Origin of the sequence: Streptomyces sp. NPDC092296 (assembly GCF_044755465.1) — a bacterium.
Taxonomy (GTDB): domain Bacteria; phylum Actinomycetota; class Actinomycetes; order Streptomycetales; family Streptomycetaceae; genus Peterkaempfera.
This window is the reverse complement of record NZ_JBIVRB010000001.1, coordinates 696,877-716,931: the sequence shown is the minus strand read 5'-3', so window position 1 is coordinate 716,931 and position 20,055 is coordinate 696,877. Positions and strand designations below refer to the sequence as shown.

Here is a 20,055-nt window from a genome sequence, read left to right as displayed (position 1 = left end):
CCGGCGCGGCGGCGGCGGGTAGCGTCCGTGGGCATGAGCGGAACCGGGTTGACGGGCTGGACGGGCTGGCGGGAGGCGACCGGGCGGGCGCTGTACGGGGACGGCGGCTTCTACCGGCGCCCGGAGGGGCCGGCCGGGCACTTCCGCACCTCGGTGCACGCCTCGCCGCGCTTCGCGGCGGCGGTGGCCCGGCTGCTGGCCGAGGTGGACGAGCAGCTGGGGCGGCCGGACCCGCTCGCCCTGGTGGACGTGGGCGCCGGGCGCGGTGAGCTGCTGTGCGGGGTGCTGGCGGCGGTGCGGCGGGCGGACCCGGAGCGGGCGGCGCGGCTGCGGGCGTACGGGGTGGAGGTCGCGGCCCGGCCGGGCGGGCTGCCGGCCGGGGTGGTGTGGTGCCAGGCGCCGCCGCCGGGGGTGTCGGGGCTGCTGTTCGCCAATGAGTGGCTGGACAACGTGCCGCTGGAGATCGCCGAGGTGGACGGCGCGGGGGTGCTCCGGTACGTCCTGGTGGACCCGGTGTCCGGGGCCGAGCGCCTGGGCGGCCCGCTGGCCGGGGCGGACGCGGCGTGGGCGGACCGCTGGTGGCCGGGGGCGGTCGAGGAGGGCTGCCGGGTGGAGCTGGGCGGCCCCCGGGACGAGGCCTGGGGCGCGGCGGTGGCGTCGCTGGAGCGGGGCGCCGCGGTGGCGGTGGACTATGCGCACTCGGCGGCGGACCGGCCGCCGTTCGGGACGCTGGCGGGCTTCCGGGGCGGGCGGGAGGTGCGGCCGGTGCCGGACGGCTCGTGCGATGTGACCGCGCATGTGGCGCTGGACGCCTGCGCGGCGGCCGGGCGGGCGGCGGGCGCCGTCCACAGCCTGTGGACGACGCAGCGGGAGGCGCTGCGGGCACTGGGCGTGGCCGGGTCCCGGCCGCCGCTGGCGCTGGCCTCGACCGACCCGGCGGCGTACCTGCGGGCGCTGGGCGCGGCCGGGGAGGGGGCCGAGCTGACCGACCCGGCGGGGCTCGGCGGCTTCGGCTGGCTGGTGCAGACGGTCCGGATGCCGGTACCGGGCGGCCTGCGGGGTGCCCGGGAGTGGCAGACTTGCCGGTCATGAGGGAGACCACGGTCGGCATCGGCGCCGGTGCGGAGAACGTCACCGAGTTCGGCACCAGCGACATGGTGCTCAACATCGGCCCGCAGCACCCGTCCACACACGGTGTGCTGCGGCTGAAGCTGCGGCTGGACGGCGAGCGGATCGTGGCCGCCGAGCCGGTGATCGGCTATATGCACCGGGGCGCGGAGAAGCTGTTCGAGGCCCGCGACTACCGGCAGATCGTCATGCTCGCCAACCGCCATGACTGGCTGTCCGCCTTCGCCAATGAGCTGGGCGTGGTGCTGTCGGTGGAGCGGATGCTCGGCATGGAGGTCCCCGAGCGGGCGGTCTGGGCGCGGACGCTGCTGGCCGAGCTCAACCGGGTGCTCAACCATCTGATGTTCCTCGGCTCGTACCCGCTGGAGCTGGGCGGCATCACCCCGGTCTTCTACGCCTTCGACAGCCGCGAGACGCTCCAGCACGTCATGGAGGAGGCGTCCGGCGGCCGGATGCACTACATGTTCAACCGGGTCGGCGGCCTCAAGGAGGACCTGCCGGCCGGCTGGCTCGGCCGGGTCAGGACGGCCGTGGCGCAGGTCCGCTCGCAGATGCACCGGCTGGACGACCTGGTGCTGGGCAATGAGATCTTCCGGGGGCGGACGGCCGGGGTCGGCGTGCTGGCGCCCGCGCTGGTGCACGCGTACGGGGTGAGCGGGCCGATCGCCCGCGCCTCCGGGGTCGACTTCGACCTGCGGCGCGACGAACCGTACCTGGCGTACGGGGAGCTGGCCGACGTACTGCGGGTGGTCACCCGGGACGAGGGCGACTGCCTGGCCCGCTTCGAGTGCCTGCTGGAGCAGACCCACAACTCGCTGGACCTGGCCGACGCCTGCCTGGACCGGCTGGCCGGGCTGCCGCAGGGGCCGGTGAACCTGCGGCTCCCCAAGGTGCTCAAGGCGCCGGAGGGGCACACCTACACCTGGACGGAGAACCCGCTCGGCGTCAACGGGTACTACCTGGTGTCGCGCGGCGACAAGACGCCGTGGCGGCTCAAGCTGCGCTCGGCGTCGTACAACAACATCCAGGCGCTGACCGAGCTGCTGCCGGGCACGCTGGTGGCCGACATGGTGGCGATCCTCGGATCGATGTTCTTCGTGGTGGGCGACATCGACAAGTAGCCCGGCGGGCTACTGGACGGCGCGCAGTGCCCTGAGGTCCAGCCGCTCGGTCTCGTCGTGCTCGGTGAGGTCGACCACCGGGGACCGCTCGGCCCCTGCCTGCTCGGGCCCCATCTGCTCGGACCCCGGCTGCTCCGGCTGCTCCGGCTCCGCCTGCTGCTGCCGCTCGGGCCGGGCAGCGCGGTCGGCGTCGTGGTAGCGGGCCTGGTCAGCGACGGCCTCGTCACCGACCACGTCACTGATGTCACCGACGGCGGGGGCCGGGGCGGCGGCGACCACGGCCGCGCCCTGGGCGGTGCGGTCGAAGAAGCTGAACCCGGCGGTGCGGGCCGCCACCGGGCGGGGCCGCTGACGCTCCACCGGCACGATCGCGGCGGCCGGGCTGCTGGGGGTGTGCTCCACCGCTGCCGGCAGCGCGGCCGGCACCGCCACCGGGGCCGCTGCCACGGCTGCGGCTTCCGGCTCGGCCTCCTTGCGGCCCTCGGCGGCGGCCCCCGCCTCGGCCCGGGTGCCGCCGGTGGTGGCCTCGCGGCGGCGCCGGCTCTCGGCGGTCACCTGGGCGGCGATCCGCTGGGCGTGCTCCACGGCCGCGCGGCGCTCCATCGCGCGCAGCGCGGCGGACGCCCGGACGTAGGCGGCGGGCGTCACCGGGTGCGCGGGGCGGCGGCGGGTCTCCTCGGCGGCCCGGCGGCGGGTCTCCTCGGCGTCCCGGACGGCCTGCTCGGCGGCCAGCACGGCCCGCTCGCGCAGCAGCCGGGCGTTCTCGGTCTCGGCGCGGGCGAGCCGGGACTTCTCCACCGCCAGCCGGCGGCCGATCCGCGACGTCCGCTCCTCCGCCACCTCGACCGCGTACTCCAGCTCCGCGACCTGCTCCTCGTGGCGCTCCTCGGCGCGCTGCCGGGCGATGACGGCGGCCTCCTGGGCCAGCTCGGCGGCCTGGTCCCGGCGGCGCAGCAGTACGGCGACGGCGAGCGCGGCGATGACGGCGACCGCGCCGACCAGCCGCAGCACCACCGGATCGTCGCTGAGCAGGGCCGCTCCGGCGGCGCAGGTGAGCACCCCGACGGCGAGCGGGGGAAGGAGCCTGCTCAGGGTCGACGATTGACGGTGACGTCCGCGTGGCATGGCCAAAAACTAGCGCGCCGCTCCCACCCATGTCAGCCGCGGGGCCGGATCGTATCTTGACAGGGACAATCGATCACCGTGGGCGCCCGCTGTATCACCGTGCGCACCCGCTGCGGAGAGGTGTGCGGAGCCGAGCGTGCGCCCCCCGCCGGCCGCGGGCTACCGGGCTACCGGGCTTCCTGGAGCGGCTGCCGGGGTCGGCGCAGCGCCGCGTACATGTCCGACAGCGCGGTGATCTTCGCCTGGAGGAGCCACGGCTCGAACGGCTTGACCAGGTAGTCGACCGCGCCCGCCGCATACCCGCGGACCTGGTGGGAGGAGTCATGGCCGCTGGCGGTCAGGAAGATGATCGGGATGTGCCGGGTGCGGGCCCGGCGTTTGATGTGGGCGGCGGTCTCATAGCCGTCCATGTCGGCCATCTGCGCGTCCAGGATGATCACGGCGATGTCGTCGTGCTGGAGCAGCACCTTGAGGGCCTCCACGCCGGACAGGGCGCAGACGACCTCCTCGGCCACTGCGCCGAGGACGGCCTCCAGGGCGAGCAGATTGGCCTGCTGGTCGTCGACGATCAGGATCTTGGGCCGGCCGACGGGCTCCGGTGGCCCGGTGGCGTCGGTGAGGTGCAGGGCGTCGGTGCCGCCGTGCCGTTCGGCGGCGACGAGCTGGCATTCCAGCAGTTCGCAGCGGGCCTCGGCGGCGGCGATGCGGGCTCGGGCCTCGTTCAGTTCGGCGGTGAGCCGGCGGACCTCGGAGGCCAGGGTGTCCCGCTCCCGCAGCAGGGTCTCCCGGTCGCGTATGCACAGGGCGGCGTGGGCGCGCTCGGCCGCCCATTCGGCTTCCAGCTGGTTGATGCGCACTTCGAGGTCGGCGATGCGGTGGTTGCGGTCCAGCAGGGCTTCACCGATGACGTCGGCCTGCGCGGCCGAACCCCGGGCCTCGCGGTCGGCCTCGGCGAGCTGGAACTGCAGGCGCTGGACGGTGTGGCTCATGGAGGCGCTGGTCCTCATCGCCGCGCGGTGCAGCTCGCGCAGCAGGTCGATCGCCTCGGACGTGGCCGGTACGCCCCGGTGCTCCGCCACATCGGTGAGCAGGTCGAGGACGAACTCCCACGGCGGGATGCGGGTGCCGCTCAGATATCGGGAGACGGTGCCCGGACTGATGAACCGCCGGGCGCCGTAGCGGCGCACCGAGACGTCCAGGCCGACAAAGAGCGCCCGCAGCGCGTCCGCGAACGCCCGGCACTCCTGGTTCAGGTCGGCCGCCAGCGGCCGGAGTTCCCCCACCGGACTCCTCCCCCCGGAGTGTTTCCCCCGTCATCCTTCCAGCCGAGGCCCGGCGGCGTCCCGGATACGGCGATGTACGGGACGGCGATCTGCGGGACGGCGATCTGCGGGACGGCGCCGTACGGGAGGCCGCCGGGCCGTCAGGACGCCCGCTCGTCCTCCCGGGTCTCCTCGCGCGGGTCGTCCCGGCCGGCCACCAGCCAGTCGAAGAAGGGCACCGCCAGTCCGAACGCGCCGACCCCGTACAGCACGCTCCGCGCGGGGGCCGTGCCGCCCAGCGCGGTCAGCACCCCCGCCCCGACCCCGGTGAGCGTGCCGGACAGCAGCACCACCGCCGCCCGCAGCGACAACAGCGCACGTCGCACCTGTGACCTCCTCCCGCCCGTCCGCACCGGGGATGGCCGGCCACGGACACCACGGCCCCGTCGGCCGGATGGTGTGCCCCAGCATCGGCCCACTGCGGGGTGTTGCGCTCCCCGCAACGCCCCGGGCACGGCAGACGGCAACGAGCGGCAACACCAGGCCCCCGGGCAGCGAGAACGGGCGCCCGGCGGCGGGTCGCTAGTGCGCGGACGCCCTCGGGTCGTGGTCGTCGTCGTGGTTCTCGGGGAGTCGGCAGATGTGCTGAATCCACAGCCCCGCCGCGACCACCGCGATGCCCGCCAGCACGGCGAGCCCCGCCGTGACGGCCTGGGAGCGGCGGGCCGGCTGGTCGAGCTGGCTGAGCAGGAAGACACCGGCCCCGCCGTACACCCCCACCGCGAGGGAGGCGACCAGGGCACTGGCCTGGCCCAGCAGCACCGCCCGGACCGCGCTCAGCGGGTCCACCCCCTTGGCGCCGGGCTCCCGCTCCCGCTGGGCCCGCAGTCGCGACCGCAGCGAGAGCGCGGTGGCCAGCAGCACCACCGCCACGATCGCCAGCACCACCGGGGCGGCCGTCGGCACCCCCGGCAGGTCACCGAGCGCGTCCCAGAGCTTGGCGCCGGCCCAGGCGAGCACTCCGGAGACCACGGCGATTCCGGCCAGCGGGACGAGACGAAGCGGCTTCACGCGCAAGGCGTCCTTCCTGGAGGGTGGGCGGCGGGGCACCACCGACTAACCGTACTTGGGGGGCAGAACGTGCAGCTCCCCGCCGCCTGTTCCGGACGGACGCCCGCTACTCGGGGAGCCTCAGCTCCAGGTCGTCACGGCGCCGCACGCCCTCGGTGCCGACCTCCTTGAGCAGGTCCGCGATCCGCCCGCGGCCCGGCAGCTCGGCATCCGGCTCGGCGTCGTACCAGGGGGCCAGCACAAAGCCGCGCTCATGCGCCCGGGGGTGCGGCAGCGTCAGCTCAGGTTCGTCGGAGACCACGCCGTCGTAGGAGACGATGTCGACGTCCAGGGTGCGCGGACCCCAGCGGACCTCGCGGGTGCGGCTGAAGGCGTCCTCCACGGCGGCGGCCCGCTCCAGCAGCGAGCCCGGCCCGAGGGTGGTGCGCACCACGATCACCGCGTTGAGATAGCTGGGCTGCTGTGCGGGGCCGCCCACGGCGGCCGTCTCGTACACCGAGGAGACCGACCGCACCCGGACCCCGGGGGTGTCCTCCAGTGCGTCCACCGCCCCTTGGAGGGTCTCCAGACGGTTGCCCAGATTGCTGCCGAGGGCGATCACCGCCCGCTGCGGATTGTGCAAGGTGCTGTCGGCGGAGTCGACGGTGTGTTCCACGTCGAGCGGCACCGGCGAGGTCGTCGGGTCGCTGCTCATCTGGTTACCTCGCTTCGTCCCGGGGCCTCGGTGGCGCAGCACGTCACACGCGGCTCCGGTGGATGGTGATGGTCACGTCGTCGAACGGCACGGTGATCGGGGCGTCCGGCTTGTGCACGGTCACCTCCACCTCCTGCACCGGGTCGTGCTTCAGGCACTGGTCGGCGATGCGCTGCGCCAAGGTCTCGATCAGGTCCACCGGCTCCCCGGAGACGATCCCGGTGACCTCCTCGGCGACGATCCCGTAGTGGGCCGTGCGGGTCAGGTCGTCGGTCTCGGCTGCCGGACGGGTGTCCATGTGGAGCACGACGTCCACCACGAACGTCTGCCCCTCCTCGCGCTCGCGCGCGAAGACGCCGTGGTTTCCGCGGGCACGCAGGCCGCGCAGTGCGACACGGTCCAGCAATCGAATCACTCCACAAGGATGCCGACGGGCCCCGTCGCCCGTCGGTAACGAATCTACCCCTGGGCTCGGACAGCGCCGGCCCGGCATCGGCCGCAGCGGTCCTACCCGCACCGGCCGCGCCTCACTCCTGAGCTCGCCCGGCAGCAGGTGAACATCCGGTGTGCACCCGGTCATTCCCGACCGGACCGCCGCGTTCCGCCCCGGCGACTTCCGCCCCGGCCGACTCCACCCCGGCAAGCGCAGGGTCAGCCCTCGACCTCGTCGTCGTCCCCGCCACCGGTGAGGATCGGTGAACCGTGGTGCGACCAGAGCCGCCAGCCGGCCGCGGTGCGCCGGAAGACATTGGTGGTGACGACCTTCCCGCCGACCAGCGGGCCCAGCTCCCCCTCCTCCTCGGCCTCGCCGCTGGAGAGGATGTTCTCGGTGCAGGTGAGCAGGGCGGTGTCCCCCACCAGCTCGACCTCCACATCGGTGAGGAAGAACTGGATGTAGTCGGTGTTCGCCATGATCAGCATGTAGGAGCGCAGCACCCGCGCCCGCCCCCGCAGCATCGGCCAGCCGGGGTGCACACAGACCACCCCGCCCCGGTCGTCGGCGTCGGCGCCGGAGAGCCAGACGTCCCCGAGCGCCTCGGCGTCGCCCTGCTCCAGCGCCTCGTACAGCGCGGTGTTGGCGGCGAGCACCGCCTCCCGGTCCGCGACCGGGTCCACCGGGGTCACGCGGCGGCCCGCTGCCAGGCGGCGACCACCCGGACGGCGTCGGCGGTGGCCCGTACGTCGTGCACCCGCACCGCCCAGGCGCCGGCCCGAGCGGCGAGCGCCGAGACGGCGGCGGTCGCGTCGTCCCGCTCCCGGGCCGGGCGCGGCTCGCCGGTGGCCGGGTCGGACAGCAGCGCGCCCAGGAACCGCTTGCGGGAGGCCGCGACCAGCAGCGGGCGGCCGAGCCGGGTCAGGGCGTCCAGGTTGCCCAGCAGCGACCAGTCGTGCGCGGCCTGCTTGGCGAAGCCCAGGCCGGGGTCGAGGATCACCTGCTCGGGCCGCACGCCCGCCGCCACCACGGCCTCCAGCCGTGCTTCCAGCTCCTTGGCCACCTCGGTGACCACGTCCTGGTAGACGGCCAGCCGGTTCATGTCGGCGGAGTGGCCGCGCCAGTGCATCACCACGAAGGGCACCCCGGCCGCCGCCGCCACCCGGACCATGTCGGGGTCGGCCAGCCCGCCGGAGACGTCGTTGAGGACGCGGGCCCCGGCCGCCACCGCCTGCTCCGCGACGGCCGCCCGCATGGTGTCGACGCTGACCACCGCGCCGGCCGCCGCCAGCTCCCGGACCACCGGGACCACCCGGCGCAGCTCCTCCGCCTCGGTGACCCGGGCCGCACCCGGGCGGGTGGACTCGCCGCCGACGTCGACCAGGTCGGCGCCCTGGGCGACCAGGTCGAGCCCATGGCGGACGGCGGCGGCCGGGTCCAGCCAGCGGCCGCCGTCGGAGAAGGAATCCGGAGTGACGTTGACGACACCCATCACGGCGCAGCGGCCCAGCGGGGCCAGGCCGGGCAGGGCCGGGACGGCGGGAGTGCTCATGCGGACCATTATCGGCCCCGCCGCCCCGGTCCGGGCGCCCCGGGCCCGGACCGTCAGGCCGCCAGCTCGGCGCGCCCGGACCCGCCCGTCGTACCGGCCCGCTGCCTCCGGCGGCCGAACCTCGGCATGCCCACGGTGATGAACGCCTCGGCCTGCATCGCGGCGAAGCCGATCCTGGGCAGGTCGCGGGCGGTCGGGTAGACCAGGAAGCGGGGCTCCCAGTCCGGCTGGAACTTGGCGTTGAACTTGTACAGCGACTCGATCTGGAACCAGCGGGAGAGGAAGACCAGCAGCCCGCGCCAGGCGCGCAGCACCGGCCCGGCGCCCAGCCGCTCGCCCCGGGCCAGCGCGGAGCGGAACATCGCGAAGTTCAGCGACACCCGGGTCACGCCCAGTCCGGGCGCGGCCTGGAGCGCGGCCACGATCAGCAGTTCGTTGAGCCCGGGGTCGGCGGCCCGGTCGCGGCGCATCAGCTCCAGCGAGATGCCGTCCGGCCCCCAGGGGACGAAGTGCAGCACCGCCTTGAGGTCGCCCAGCACCGGGTCGGCCGTCTCGTCGGGGTCGGCGGGCCGGTGCGCGGTGACCACCACGCAGTCGTCGTCCCCCGGGTCCCCGAAGCGGCCCAGTGCCATGGAGAAGCCGCGCTCGGTGTCGGTGCCGCGCCAGCGGGCGGCGGCCACGGTGATCCGGTCGCGCTCCTCGGCGGTCAGGTCGGCGACCCGGCGCACCTGGCAGGAGTACCCGTTGCGCTCGATGCGCTTGACCATCTGCCGGACGTTGCGCATGGCGCGGCCGGAGAGCGAGAAGGCGTCGGTGCGCACGATGGCCTCGTCGCCCAGCTCCAGCGCGTCCAACCCGGCCTCGCGGGTCCACACCTCGCCGCCGACCTCGCTGCACCCCATCACGGCGGGCACCCAGGCGTGGGCGCGGGCCTCGGCCATGAACAGCTTGATGGCGCCCGGCCAGGCCTCGACGTCCCCGACCGGGTCGCCGGAGGCGAGCATCACTCCGGAGACCACCCGGTAGGAGATGGCGGCCTTGCCGCTGTGCGAGAAGAGGACGCTCTTGTCCCGCCGCAGCGCGAAGTAGCCGAGCGAGTCGCGCTGGCCGTGCCGGCGCAGCAGTCCGCGCAGCCGCTCCTCGTCCTGCTGGCTGAGGACGGCCACCGGCTCGGAGGGGCGCAGTGCCAGGTACGCGGTGGTGAGCGCGGTGAGCAGTCCCAGCCCGGCCAGCGAGTAGCCGACCAGGTCGGAGGTGCGGTCATAGGCGTAGCGGATCGGTCCGTCGAAACCGAGCAGGCCGTAGACGACCTGCTCCAGCCGGGCGCCGATCCCGGGGCTGCCGATCTCGGCCCTCGGGTGGACGCTCACGATGACCAGGCCGAGCAGCATGCTGAGGCCGCCGAGGCCGACGAAGTTGGCCAGGGCGCGCCAGCGGGTGCGCGGGTCGGCCTGGGCGTAGAACTCCCGGCGGTGGGCGAGCATCACGACCAGCAGCACCAGCGAGATCACGGCCGGTCCCACGGCGTGCCAGCGCATCAGGTGCAGCGCCGCGCTGACCGGCAGCAGCACCACCACCGCCCGCCAGGCGCGTCGCTTGCGCCGCCGCAGGGCGTGCGCCAGCAGCACCAGCAGCACGCCGATCATCAGCGATCCGGCGGTGGCCAGGGTGGTGACGCCGCCGGGCATCAGGCCGGCCAGTTCATGCATCCGGGTGTGCCGGAACCGGGGGAAGACCGCGCCGACGATGTCCAGCAGGCCGATCAGCAGCGCGGCGTATCCGACGGCGGCGGGCACCCAGGGGCGGGGCGCTGCGGCTGCCTGCTCGCGAAGCGCCTGGAGACCGGAGCGGTGGCCCTGCTCCTCGGGCGGCTCAGTGGACACGGGTACGCTCATGACTCTTCAGCGTAGGGGCGGATAGTGACGTACCCGTAACCCTGAAGTATGAGAGCTGATGCTTCCTCATGACTACCCCCTCTGCGCCCAGTCCCGTAATCCGGCGGGGGGTCCCCCCTCGGTTCCCCGCCACCCGCTGTCCGTGGGCTGTGACGCACGGCTGTCGGCGGCGGTTCCCGATCGGGGTGTGCCGGAGGCGGGACGCGGTGGTCTCGTCCCTCCTCCGTATACCCGACTATCTCCCTATGATGAGGCTCATCGCCTCGGCGCGAGTGGCCGGATCACGCAGTTGGCCGCGGACGGCGGAGGTGAGGGTCTTGGCGCCGGGCTTGCGGATGCCGCGCATCGACATGCACATGTGCTCGCACTCGAAGACCACGATCACGCCGCGCGGCTCCAGGATGTTCATCAGCGCGTCGGCGACCTGGGTGGTCAGCCGCTCCTGGACCTGCGGGCGGCGGGCGTAGACGTCCACCAGTCGGGCCAGCTTGGAGAGCCCGGTGATCTTGCCGCTGGCGGACGGGATGTAGCCGACGTGGGCGACGCCCCGGAACGGCACCAGGTGGTGCTCGCAGGTGGAGTAGACCTCGATGTCCTTGACCAGCACCATTTCGTCGTGGCCCAGGTCGAAGGTGGTGGTCAGCACGTCCTCGGGCTGCTGCCAGAGACCGGCGAAGATCTCCTGGTAGGCCCGCGCCACCCGGCCGGGCGTGTCCCGCAGGCCCTCGCGGTCGGGGTCCTCGCCGACGGCGATCAGCAGTTCGCGGATGGCGTTCTCGGCCCGCTTCTGGTCGAACGTCCCGATGGCGGCATCACCGTCGAGCGTCACCGGGTCGGTCATGCGTTCCTCGCTTCTCCTGGAGACCGGGACAGGCCGGGGCAGCAGCTCGTCAGCACATATGCGCGAAATGCCGCACCCCCAGCGTAGAGCGCTGGGGGTGCGGCATTCATTCCGGGTGCTGCTCGGCCCGCCGGAGGCGGTCAGCTGCCGGCCGGCGGCTCGTCGATCGGCGGGAGCTTGACCGTGTCGACCGGGGGGTTGTCCCCGATCGGCCCGGCGCCCTGGCTGCCGTTGGTGAGAGCCAGCTCCTTGGGCGACTGCACCGGCGGCCGGGTGGACGGCGTACGACGGGTGGAGCCCGTCCACGCCGGGCGCGGCGGCCGCTTGACGATCGGCTTGAAGATCTCGGCGATCTGCTCCTTGTTCAGCGTCTCCTTCTCCAGGAGGGCCAGCACGAGGTTGTCGAGCACGTCGCGGTTCTCGACCAGGATCTCCCACGCCTCGTTGTGCGCGGTCTCGATCAGCTTCTTGACCTCTTCGTCCACCAGCGCGGCGACCTCTTCCGAGTAGTCGCGCTGGTGGGCCATCTCACGGCCCAGGAACGGCTCGGAGTCGGCGGTGCCGAACTTGATGGCACCCAGCCGCTCGGTCATGCCGTACTGGGTGACCATGGCCCTGGCCGTGGCGGTGGCCTTCTCGATGTCGTTGGCCGCGCCGGTGGTCGGGTCGTGGAAGACCAGCTCCTCCGCCGCGCGCCCGCCGAGCATGTAGGCGAGCTGGTCGAGCATCTCGTTGCGGGTGGTGGAGTACTTGTCCTCGTCGGGCAGGACCATGGTGTACCCCAGCGCCCGGCCGCGCGACAGGATGGTGATCTTGTGCACCGGGTCGCTGTTGGGCGACGCCGCCGCGACCAGGGCGTGGCCGCCCTCGTGGTACGCGGTGATCTTCTTCTCCTTGTCGCTCATGATCCGGGTCCGCTTCTGCGGTCCGGCCACGACGCGGTCGATCGCCTCGTCCAGCGTGGAGTTGTCCACCAGCTTCTTGTCGGAGCGGGCGGTCAGCAGCGCTGCCTCGTTGAGGACGTTGGAGAGGTCGGCACCGGTGAAGCCGGGGGTGCGCCGGGCGACGGCCATCAGGTCGACGTCCGGGGCGATCGGCTTGCCCTTCTGGTGGACCTTGAGGATCTCCAGCCGGCCCTGGAGGTCGGGGCGCTCGACCGAGATCTGCCGGTCGAAGCGGCCCGGACGCAGCAGCGCCGGGTCCAGGATGTCGGGGCGGTTGGTGGCGGCGATCAGGATCACGCCGCCCTTGACGTCGAAGCCGTCCATCTCGACCAGCAGCTGGTTGAGGGTCTGCTCGCGCTCGTCGTGGCCGCCGCCGAGGCCGGCGCCACGGTGCCGGCCGACCGCGTCGATCTCGTCGACGAAGACGATGGCCGGGGCGTTGGCCTTGGCCTGCTCGAAGAGGTCGCGCACCCGGGAGGCGCCGACACCGACGAACATCTCGACGAAGTCGGAACCGGAGATCGAGTAGAACGGGACCCCGGCCTCGCCGGCCACGGCGCGGGCCAGCAGGGTCTTGCCGGTGCCGGGCGGCCCGTAGAGCAGCACACCCTTGGGGATCTTGGCGCCGACGGCCTGGAACTTGGCCGGCTCCTGAAGGAACTCCTTGATCTCGTGGAGCTCCTCGACCGCCTCGTCGGCCCCCGCCACATCGGAGAAGGTCGTCTTCGGGGTGTCCTTGGTGATCAGCTTGGCCTTGGACTTCCCGAACTGCATGACGCGCGAGCCGCCGCCCTGCATCTGGTTCATCAGGAACAGGAAGACCAGCACGATGACGATGAAGGGCAGCAGCGACAGCAGGATGCCGAGGAAGGCGTTCTGCTTGGTCGGCGAAACGGTGTAGCCGTCGGGCAGCTTGTTGCCCTCCTGCGACGCCTGAAGCTTGTCGGCGATGGCCACGCCCTGGTCGCCGATGTACGACGCCTTGACCTTGCTGCTGCCGTCGATCTTCTGGTTGTTCTTGAGCTGGATCTTGACGGTGTTCTCGTCACCCGTCGTGATCTGCGCCTGCTGCACCTTGCCGGCATCGATGGCCGCAACGACCTCGCCGGTGTCCACCGTCTTGTAGCCGTTCGAGGACGAGACGACCTGCATCAGCACAACGACGGCAACGACGGCCAGCACGATCCACATGATCGGCGCACGGAAGTATCGTTTGACGTCCATCCATGCGGGGCGTTGCCGCCCCGTCCCTCCTGCCACTCAACGGCGCCGGACGGGTCTGTCGTCCGCCGGCGCATCCGGTATGTGCTTCGACCTCACGCGGTCACCGCTCCCCAGGTATGAAGAACGGTTTATTGGACGGTACCGCAGGCGCCCACCTCCGGGACGGATGCGGACCGCCGGAGGCCCCGCCTTTTCGGGCGTCCTGCCCCCCTGGCAACGGGGGGAAACGGTCCACTGTTCCCCACCGCGCGAGTGGAGTCGGTCTCAGCCTCCGTAGACGTGGGGGGCGAGGGTGCCGACGAACGGCAGATTCCGGTACTTCTCGGAGTAGTCCAGGCCGTAACCGACCACGAACTCATTGGGGATGTCGAAGCCGACGTACTTGACGTCGATCTCCACCTTGGCCGCGTCCGGCTTGCGCAGCAGGGTGCAGACCTCCAGGGACGCCGGATTGCGCGAGCCCAGGTTGCCGATCAGCCAGGAGAGCGTCAGACCGGAGTCGATGATGTCCTCGACGATCAGCACATCGCGGCCGGCGATGTCGGTGTCCAGGTCCTTCAGGATGCGCACCACACCGGAGGACCGGGTGCCCATGCCGTACGAGGACACCGCCATCCAGTCCATGGTGATCGGGCTGTGCAGGGCCCTGGCGAGGTCCGCCATGACCATCACGGCTCCCTTGAGGACGCCCACGATCAGCAGGTCCCGGCCCGCGTACTCCTGGTCGATCCGGCCGGCAAGCTCGGCGAGCTTGGCGTCGATCTCGTCCTTGGTGATCAGCACCTTGGCGAGATCGGTGCCCATGTCCTTGTCGTCCACCGCGCGGTACTTCCTCAAGCGTTCGGGGTCTGGGTCCGGAACAACAGCCTGCCACACCTGCGCCGGGCCTCGACGCCCCCGGGCAGGTGCAGCGGTCCCTGACCCCGCCAGCCGGTGACCAGCTGCTCGATCGCCTCCAGGTGCCGGGCGAAGAGGTCACCGGGCGGGCTGCCCGCCCGGACGGCGGCGCGGCGCAGCACCCGGCGGCGTACGGCGGGGGGCAGCGCGGCCAGCCCGTCGGCGTCCAGTGAGCCCTCCGGGTCGGTGGCGGCGCGCATCTCCTGCTCGGCCTCGGCGGCCCAGCTGTCCAGGGCGTCGGCGTCGTCGCGGAAGAGGCGGGCGGTGCGGGCGAGGGCCTCCACCACACCGCCGCCGAGGTGCTTCTCCAGCACCGGCAGCACCTCGTGGCGGACCCGGGAGCGGGTGAACGCGGGGTCGGTGTTGTGCGGGTCGTCCCAGACGGTGACCCCCTGGGCGACGCACGCCTGCCGGGTGGCGGCGCGGCCGACCTCCAGCAGCGGGCGGCGGTAGCGGCCGGCCCGGGGCGGCATCCCGGCCAGCGAGCGGGCGCCGGAGCCACGGGCGAGGCCGAGCAGCACGGTCTCGGCCTGGTCGTCGCGGGTGTGGCCGAGCAGCACGGCGAGCGCGTCATGGCGGGTGGCGGCGTCGTCCATGGCGGCGTAGCGGGCGGTACGGGCGGCGGCCTCCGGGCCGCCGTGGTGGCCGACGTCGACGGTGACGGCCTCGACCGGGTCCAGGCCGAGGCCGCGCAGCCGGTCGGCGACCTCCTGGGCGCGGTCGGCGGAGCCGGGCTGCAAGCCGTGGTCGACGGTGACGGCACCGGCCCGCAGGCCGAGTTTGGGGGCTTCGAAGGCGGTGGCGACGGCCAGGGCCATGGAGTCGGCGCCGCCGCTGCAGGCGACGAGGACCAGGGGGGCGCCGGCGGGGGCCTGGGCGCGGGGCAGCCGGGTGGGGTCGGCGGAGACCTGGCGCGGCGGGGTGGGGGGCGGTGCGGCGAAGGTGCTGCCGGTCGCCGCGTGGGCGGCCAGCTCGGTGAGGGTACGGCGGACTGCCAGGCGTATCGCTGCGACGGCGGGATGCGGACCCACGGCGGGCTCCTCCTTCGGTCGGGTCGGGCGGTGCCCTCCCGCGCGGTCCGATGCGGGCCGGTGTCGGGGGCGCCCTTCCATGCGGGGCGGATGCGGCGGGCCGGGCCGATGGCGCGCGCGGCGCGTGGCCGGGGTGGGGGTGCCCCGCCTGGCTCTGATGGTCGCAGAAGTGCGGCGCCTGCCGGGCCGCCCGCGCCACCGGTACGACAACGGTCCCACGGACGGGTGAATGGAGAAACGGTCCGCCGGGCAGAACCGTTAACCCGGGTGGTCCTGCCCGGTCGTAGCAGGTCATCAGCCGCCGCGTCGACGACACGGCGGGCTCAGCCGTGCATGCGCGCCACCCAGGCGGCCGGGTCGTGGATCTCGTCCCTGGTGGGCAGGGTGTTGGGCGACGTCCACACCCGGTTGAAGCCGTCCATGCCGACCCGGTCGACGGCCGCCCGGACGAAGGCGGCGCCGTCCTGGTACTGCCGGAGCTTGGCGTCCAGCCCCAGCAGCCGGCGCAGCAGCACATCGAGCCGGCCGGCGCCCTTGGCGCGGCGCTGCTGGAACTTCTCCCGGATCTCCGCGACCGACGGGACGACCGCCGGGCCGACGCCGTCCATCACGAAGTCGGCGTGGCCCTCCAGCAGCGACATCACCGCCGTCAGCCGGTTGAGGATCTCCCGCTGGGCGGGGGTCTGGACGACCTCCAGCAGACCGCCGACGCCGGGGTGCTCCCCGGGGTGCTCCTTGTCGCCGCCGAAGCCGGGCAGGCCGCCGGCCAGGCCGCGCGCGGCATCCGCCAGCCGCTCCAGCAGGGTGGCGGGGTCGACGTCGGTCTCGGCCAGGAACGCCTGGATCTCCGACTCGACGTGGTCGCGCAGCCACGGCACCGCGGCGAACTGCGTGCGGTGGGTCTCCTCGTGCAGGCAGACCCAGAGCCGGAAGTCGTGCGGGTCGACGTCGAGCTCCCGCTCCACGTGCACGATGTTGGGCGCGACCAGCAGCAGCCGGCCCGCCGTGGTGCGGGCGGGGGAGCGCTGCGGCTCCTCGAAGAGCGCGGCGGGGCTGTCCGGGGCCTCGGCGGGGGCGAACGTCTCGTACTGGCCGAGCACCCGGGAGGACAGGAACGCCAGCAGCGCGCCGACCTCCACCCCGGTGACCTTCTCCCCGACGGCGCCGAGCACCGCCGCGCCGGGGACGCCCTCGCGGCGGGCCTGCAACTTGCCGACCAGCGGTTGGATGACGGTACGGAAGCCCGCCACATTGGCCTTGATCCAGCCCGGCCGGTCCACCACCAGCACCGGGGAGCTGCCACCGGCCGCGGTGAGCCCGGTGAACGCCCGGACGTGCTCCTCGGACTGGCGGGCCTGCCGGCGCAGCTCCGCCACCACTTCGCGCGCCTCGCCGCGGGTGATCTCCGGGCCGGGCCGCACCAGCCGGGTCGCCGTCGCGACCGCGAGGTTCCAGTCGATCATGTCAGCACTCGCGCTCGTCATGTCTTCACCGTACGTGCTGCCGGGCCCTACCGGCAGCCGCATGCGGCGACGTGTACGGCGATCCGGTCGAGCGCGGCGCGTACCGTCCCGGCGTCGGCGCCGCCGCCGGCCATCAGCGCGAAGGCGAGCAGCCGCCCGTCGCGGTCGACGACCAGGCCGGCCAGGGTGTTGACGCCGTTCAGGGTGCCGGTCTTGGCGCGGACCAGCCCGGCGGCCGAGTCCGAGCCGGTCGCGGTGTAGCGGTCCTGGAGGGTGCCGGTGAACCCGGCGACGGGCAGGCCGCTGAGCACCGGCCGCAGTTCGGGGTGGTCGTCGGAGGCCGCGAGGGCCAGCAGTTCGGTGAGGACCGCCGGGGGGATGGCGTTGTCGCGGCTCAGGCCGCTGCCGTCGTGCAGCTCGGTGCCGCCGAGCGGGACTCCGGCGCGGGCCAGGGTCTCCCGGACGGCGGCGGCGGCCCCCTCGAAGCTCGCGGGCCGGTGCGCGGCGATGGCGGCCTGCCGGGCGACCGCCTCGGCCAGGTCGTTGTCGGATTCGGTGAGCAGCCGCTCGACCAGCCGGGCGAGGGTGGGCGACTGCACCTGCGCCAGCTGGGCGGCGCCGGCGGGGGCGGTGGCCGGGCGGACGGCGGTGACGGTGAGGCCGTGGTCGCGCAGCAGCCCGGCGAAGGTCTGGGCGGCGTGGTCGGCCGGGTCGGCGTAGCGGGCGGCGGCCTCGGCGCCGTGCGGGTCGATCCGGCCCTCGTCGGTGGTCAGGGCGGTGACGGTGGCCAGGTTCTCCCCGTCGTAGTAGGCGTTGCGGCCCGGTCCCGAGTACGCGGAGGTGTCATAGCCGACGCGTATGGAGGTGGTCCCGGCGGCCTTGAGCGCGGCGGCGGTGCGGTCGGCCAGCTCGCGCAGCGAGGCGGGGGCGGTGGCCGGGTCGGCGCCCTTGGCCCGGGGCAGCGCGGTGAGGGTGGGGTCGCCGCCGCCGACCAGCACCACCTCGCCCGATCCGGCCTCCCGGACGACCCGGGTGGTGAGGCGGTGGTCGGGGCCCAGCAGGGTGAGCGCCGCAATGGTGGTGCCGATCTTGGTGGTGGAGGCGGGGGTGGCGGGCACCGTCTCGCCCGACCCGTACAGCAGCCGCCCGGTGGCCGCGTCGGTGATCGCGGCGGTGACCTTCCCCAGCGCCGGGTCGGCCATGGCGTCGGCCAGCGCGCGCTCCAGGCCGGTACGGGTCGGGACGGGGGCGCTGCCGCCCCCGGCTGCCCGCAGCACCGCCGGGGCCGGCGGGCGGGGCGGGGTGGTCGCGGTGGGGTGCGGGGCCGGGGTGCGGCGCGGACCGGCGGCGCGGGCCGTCTCGGCGGTGCGCCGGCCGCCCTCCCACGGCCCGGCCACGGCGATGGAACCCGCGGCGAGCACCAGCCCGACGACGCCCGCCACCAGCGCGGTCCGCGCCGGGGAGGCGGCCACCAGCCGGTCGGCTCCCGCCTCCGCCAGCCGCAGCGCCCGGCTGCCCGCCGCCCGCCCGACGGCGCCCATCCGATCGGTCCACTGCCCCGCCCTGTCCACCCGACCGGCCCCTTTCCCGAGCACTCCGTACCGTAGGAGACACTTGATTCTGACAGTCCCGAATCTTGGAGGAGCGTTGGAGTTCGACGTCACGATCGAGATCCCGAAGGGCTCGCGGAACAAGTACGAGGTGGACCATGAGACCGGCCGTCTCCGCCTCGACCGCATGCTCTTCACCTCGACCCGCTACCCGGCCGACTACGGCTTCGTCGAGGGCACCCTCGGTGAGGACGGGGACCCGCTGGACGCGCTGGTCATCCTGGAGGAGCCGACCTTCCCGGGCTGCCTGATCAAGTGCCGCGCCATCGGCATGTTCAAGATGACCGACGAGGCTGGCGGCGACGACAAGCTGCTCTGCGTCCCGGCGTCGGACCCCCGCTGGGAGCACCTGCGGGACGTCCACCACGTGTCGGAGTTCGACCGCCTGGAGATCCAGCACTTCTTCGAGGTCTACAAGGACCTGGAGCCGGGCAAGTCCGTCGAGGGCGCCCACTGGGTCGGCCGGGTCGAGGCGGAGGCGGAGATCGAGAACTCGATCAAGCGCCTCAAGGAGTCCGGCCACGCCCACTGAGGCCGGCCGACCCTCTTGCCGAACGGTCCCACGAGGGCCGGTCCCCGGAGCTCACCCCTCCGGGCACCGGCCCTCGACGCCGTCCCGGGCACCAGCCACGCACCACCCAGGGGCGCGAGGAACCGCGCGAACAACCACCCCACCACGCACGCATCCCCGCCACGCCAACCACGCCCCACCGCCAAGCGCCGAAGCGCCAAGCTCAGCGGCCCGGCCGCAGCCGGTGCCGGGCCGGCCGGGGGCCGGGGCGGCGGGGCAGGGCGGTGGTCCGGGGGCGGCCCGCGGTGACCGCGCGGCGGCGGGCGGCGGAGCGGTCGCGGCGGGCGGTGCCCACCGTACGCGGCGGCTGCGGGCCGGGCGTCCGGTCGGAGCGCCGGGCCGCGAGCCGGGCCAGCCGGCGGGCCTCATGGGCGTCCAGGTGGGCGGTCATCCGGGCCGCCATCCGCTCGGCCACCCGCCGGGTGGCGGTGTGGTGCGGGGCCAGCTTGTCGGGGGCGCCGGCGATCAGGTCGAACAGCCAGGTACGGGCCCGGTCCGCCCGCCGGTGCAGCCGCCGCTCGCGCCGTACGGCTCGGGCCATCCGCCGGGGCCGACGGCGGTAGCGCCAGCGGGCCCAGGGGCTGTGCGGCCGGGCCAGCCGGGCGGCGCCGACCCAGGACAGGCCGGGGACCATGATCCCCAGCAGCCCCGTCCACAGCTTGCCCTTCAGCAGCGTGACCAGCGACAGCAGCACATTGACGGCGAGCACCCCGAGCAGTCCCCAGTGGGTCCGCTCCCCCGGCACCAGGCCCAGCGGGGCGTACCCGGTGAGCAGCAGCCCGGTGACCAGGATGCCGATGATCACCGCGTCCACCGACTTGCGGCCCTGCTCGCTCCAGTACACGTCCTCCAGGTGCAGGATCAGCGCGAACTCGTCCAGCACCAGCCCGCAGCCGATGCCGAAGAGCAGCCCGAAGACGCTCCGCCCCGGCCCGGCCCCGCCCCCGGCGAAGGCGCCGAAGCCGCCCGCCAGCAGGAAGCCCAGCCCGAAGACGGCGTGGTGGATGTGCAGCCCGCCCGGGGTGATGTTGCCGGGCCACCAGCGCACCCCCCGCCGGATCATCCGAACGCTGAACCGGATGAACAGGAAGGCGCCGATGAACCCCACCAGCAGCAGGAACAGCGGCTGCTTGCCCGGTCCCACGATCTGCTGCCGGTAGACGTCCCCCAGGCCGTGCCACGACATACCGCGT

Annotated in this window: 19 protein-coding genes; 3 read left to right on the top strand and 16 right to left on the bottom strand. The window is 73.8% G+C overall.

Annotated features, from left to right (window positions below; genetic code table 11):
• The first annotated feature begins 33 nt into the window (after positions 1-33).
• On the top strand, positions 34-1,092 hold the full coding sequence (locus ACIQGZ_RS03350; protein WP_402599030.1) for an SAM-dependent methyltransferase: 1,059 nt from the start codon (positions 34-36) through the stop codon (positions 1,090-1,092).
• Positions 1,089-2,249, top strand: coding sequence for an NADH-quinone oxidoreductase subunit D (locus ACIQGZ_RS03345; protein ID WP_402599029.1), 1,161 nt, complete (start codon positions 1,089-1,091; stop codon positions 2,247-2,249). The genes ACIQGZ_RS03350 and ACIQGZ_RS03345 overlap by 4 nt, the downstream gene beginning before the upstream one ends.
• Positions 2,250-2,258: 9 nt before the next feature.
• On the opposite strand, the gene ACIQGZ_RS03340 is transcribed toward ACIQGZ_RS03345, so the two are convergent.
• The 15 genes from ACIQGZ_RS03340 to dacB form a co-directional block, all read right to left on the bottom strand.
• The gene (locus tag ACIQGZ_RS03340) at positions 2,259-3,374 is read right to left on the bottom strand and encodes a hypothetical protein (protein ID WP_402599028.1); all 1,116 of its coding nucleotides are present in this window, start codon (positions 3,372-3,374) and stop codon (positions 2,259-2,261) included.
• 167 nt (positions 3,375-3,541) lie between these two features.
• Positions 3,542-4,657 carry a response regulator gene (locus ACIQGZ_RS03335; protein ID WP_402599026.1) on the bottom strand — a complete coding sequence of 372 codons (1,116 nt, stop codon included), beginning with the start codon at positions 4,655-4,657 and terminating at the stop codon, positions 3,542-3,544.
• Positions 4,658-4,797: 140 nt separating this feature from the next.
• On the bottom strand, positions 4,798-5,022 hold the full coding sequence (locus tag ACIQGZ_RS03330; RefSeq protein ID WP_402599025.1) for a hypothetical protein: 225 nt from the start codon (positions 5,020-5,022) through the stop codon (positions 4,798-4,800).
• Between the two features lie 196 nt (positions 5,023-5,218).
• Positions 5,219-5,707, bottom strand: coding sequence for a DUF3180 domain-containing protein (locus ACIQGZ_RS03325; protein ID WP_402599023.1), 489 nt, complete (start codon positions 5,705-5,707; stop codon positions 5,219-5,221).
• A 106-nt stretch (positions 5,708-5,813) separates the two neighbouring features.
• The gene (gene folK / locus ACIQGZ_RS03320) at positions 5,814-6,401 is read right to left on the bottom strand and encodes a 2-amino-4-hydroxy-6-hydroxymethyldihydropteridine diphosphokinase (RefSeq protein WP_402599022.1); all 588 of its coding nucleotides are present in this window, start codon (positions 6,399-6,401) and stop codon (positions 5,814-5,816) included.
• 43 nt (positions 6,402-6,444) lie between these two features.
• Positions 6,445-6,804, bottom strand: coding sequence for a dihydroneopterin aldolase (gene folB / locus ACIQGZ_RS03315; protein ID WP_402599963.1), 360 nt, complete (start codon positions 6,802-6,804; stop codon positions 6,445-6,447).
• A 248-nt stretch (positions 6,805-7,052) separates the two neighbouring features.
• Complete coding sequence (locus tag ACIQGZ_RS03310; protein WP_402599962.1) at positions 7,053-7,517, bottom strand: nuclear transport factor 2 family protein; 465 nt, start codon at positions 7,515-7,517, stop codon at positions 7,053-7,055.
• A gap of 5 nt (positions 7,518-7,522) precedes the next feature.
• Entirely contained in the window at positions 7,523-8,386 is an 864-nt protein-coding gene (gene folP, locus ACIQGZ_RS03305; RefSeq protein WP_402599020.1) for a dihydropteroate synthase, read from the bottom strand.
• Between the two features lie 53 nt (positions 8,387-8,439).
• Positions 8,440-10,281: a phosphatidylglycerol lysyltransferase domain-containing protein gene (locus ACIQGZ_RS03300; protein WP_402599018.1), complete on the bottom strand. Its 1,842-nt coding sequence runs from the start codon at positions 10,279-10,281 to the stop codon at positions 8,440-8,442.
• Between the two features lie 235 nt (positions 10,282-10,516).
• Complete coding sequence (folE, locus tag ACIQGZ_RS03295) at positions 10,517-11,122, bottom strand: GTP cyclohydrolase I FolE (protein ID WP_402599017.1); 606 nt, start codon at positions 11,120-11,122, stop codon at positions 10,517-10,519.
• A 140-nt stretch (positions 11,123-11,262) separates the two neighbouring features.
• Complete coding sequence (ftsH, locus tag ACIQGZ_RS03290) at positions 11,263-13,290, bottom strand: ATP-dependent zinc metalloprotease FtsH (RefSeq protein ID WP_402599016.1); 2,028 nt, start codon at positions 13,288-13,290, stop codon at positions 11,263-11,265.
• A 264-nt stretch (positions 13,291-13,554) separates the two neighbouring features.
• Positions 13,555-14,109, bottom strand: a complete 555-nt coding sequence (gene hpt, locus ACIQGZ_RS03285; RefSeq protein ID WP_402599961.1) for a hypoxanthine phosphoribosyltransferase — start codon at positions 14,107-14,109, stop codon at positions 13,555-13,557.
• Between the two features lie 14 nt (positions 14,110-14,123).
• Complete coding sequence (gene tilS, locus ACIQGZ_RS03280; RefSeq protein ID WP_402599014.1) at positions 14,124-15,218, bottom strand: tRNA lysidine(34) synthetase TilS; 1,095 nt, start codon at positions 15,216-15,218, stop codon at positions 14,124-14,126.
• Positions 15,219-15,541: 323 nt separating this feature from the next.
• Positions 15,542-16,702, bottom strand: a complete 1,161-nt coding sequence (locus tag ACIQGZ_RS03275; RefSeq protein WP_402599012.1) for a zinc-dependent metalloprotease — start codon at positions 16,700-16,702, stop codon at positions 15,542-15,544.
• A 26-nt stretch (positions 16,703-16,728) separates the two neighbouring features.
• Complete coding sequence (gene dacB, locus ACIQGZ_RS03270; protein WP_402599010.1) at positions 16,729-18,222, bottom strand: D-alanyl-D-alanine carboxypeptidase/D-alanyl-D-alanine-endopeptidase; 1,494 nt, start codon at positions 18,220-18,222, stop codon at positions 16,729-16,731.
• 106 nt (positions 18,223-18,328) lie between these two features.
• Here dacB and ACIQGZ_RS03265 point away from each other — a divergent pair, with 106 nt between their 5' ends.
• Positions 18,329-18,823, top strand: a complete 495-nt coding sequence (locus ACIQGZ_RS03265) for an inorganic diphosphatase (RefSeq protein WP_402599008.1) — start codon at positions 18,329-18,331, stop codon at positions 18,821-18,823.
• A gap of 202 nt (positions 18,824-19,025) precedes the next feature.
• Here the strand turns inward: ACIQGZ_RS03265 and ACIQGZ_RS03260 are convergent, their stop codons facing one another.
• The gene (locus ACIQGZ_RS03260; RefSeq protein WP_402599006.1) at positions 19,026-20,048 is read right to left on the bottom strand and encodes a hypothetical protein; all 1,023 of its coding nucleotides are present in this window, start codon (positions 20,046-20,048) and stop codon (positions 19,026-19,028) included.
• Between the last annotated feature and the right edge of the window lie 7 nt (positions 20,049-20,055).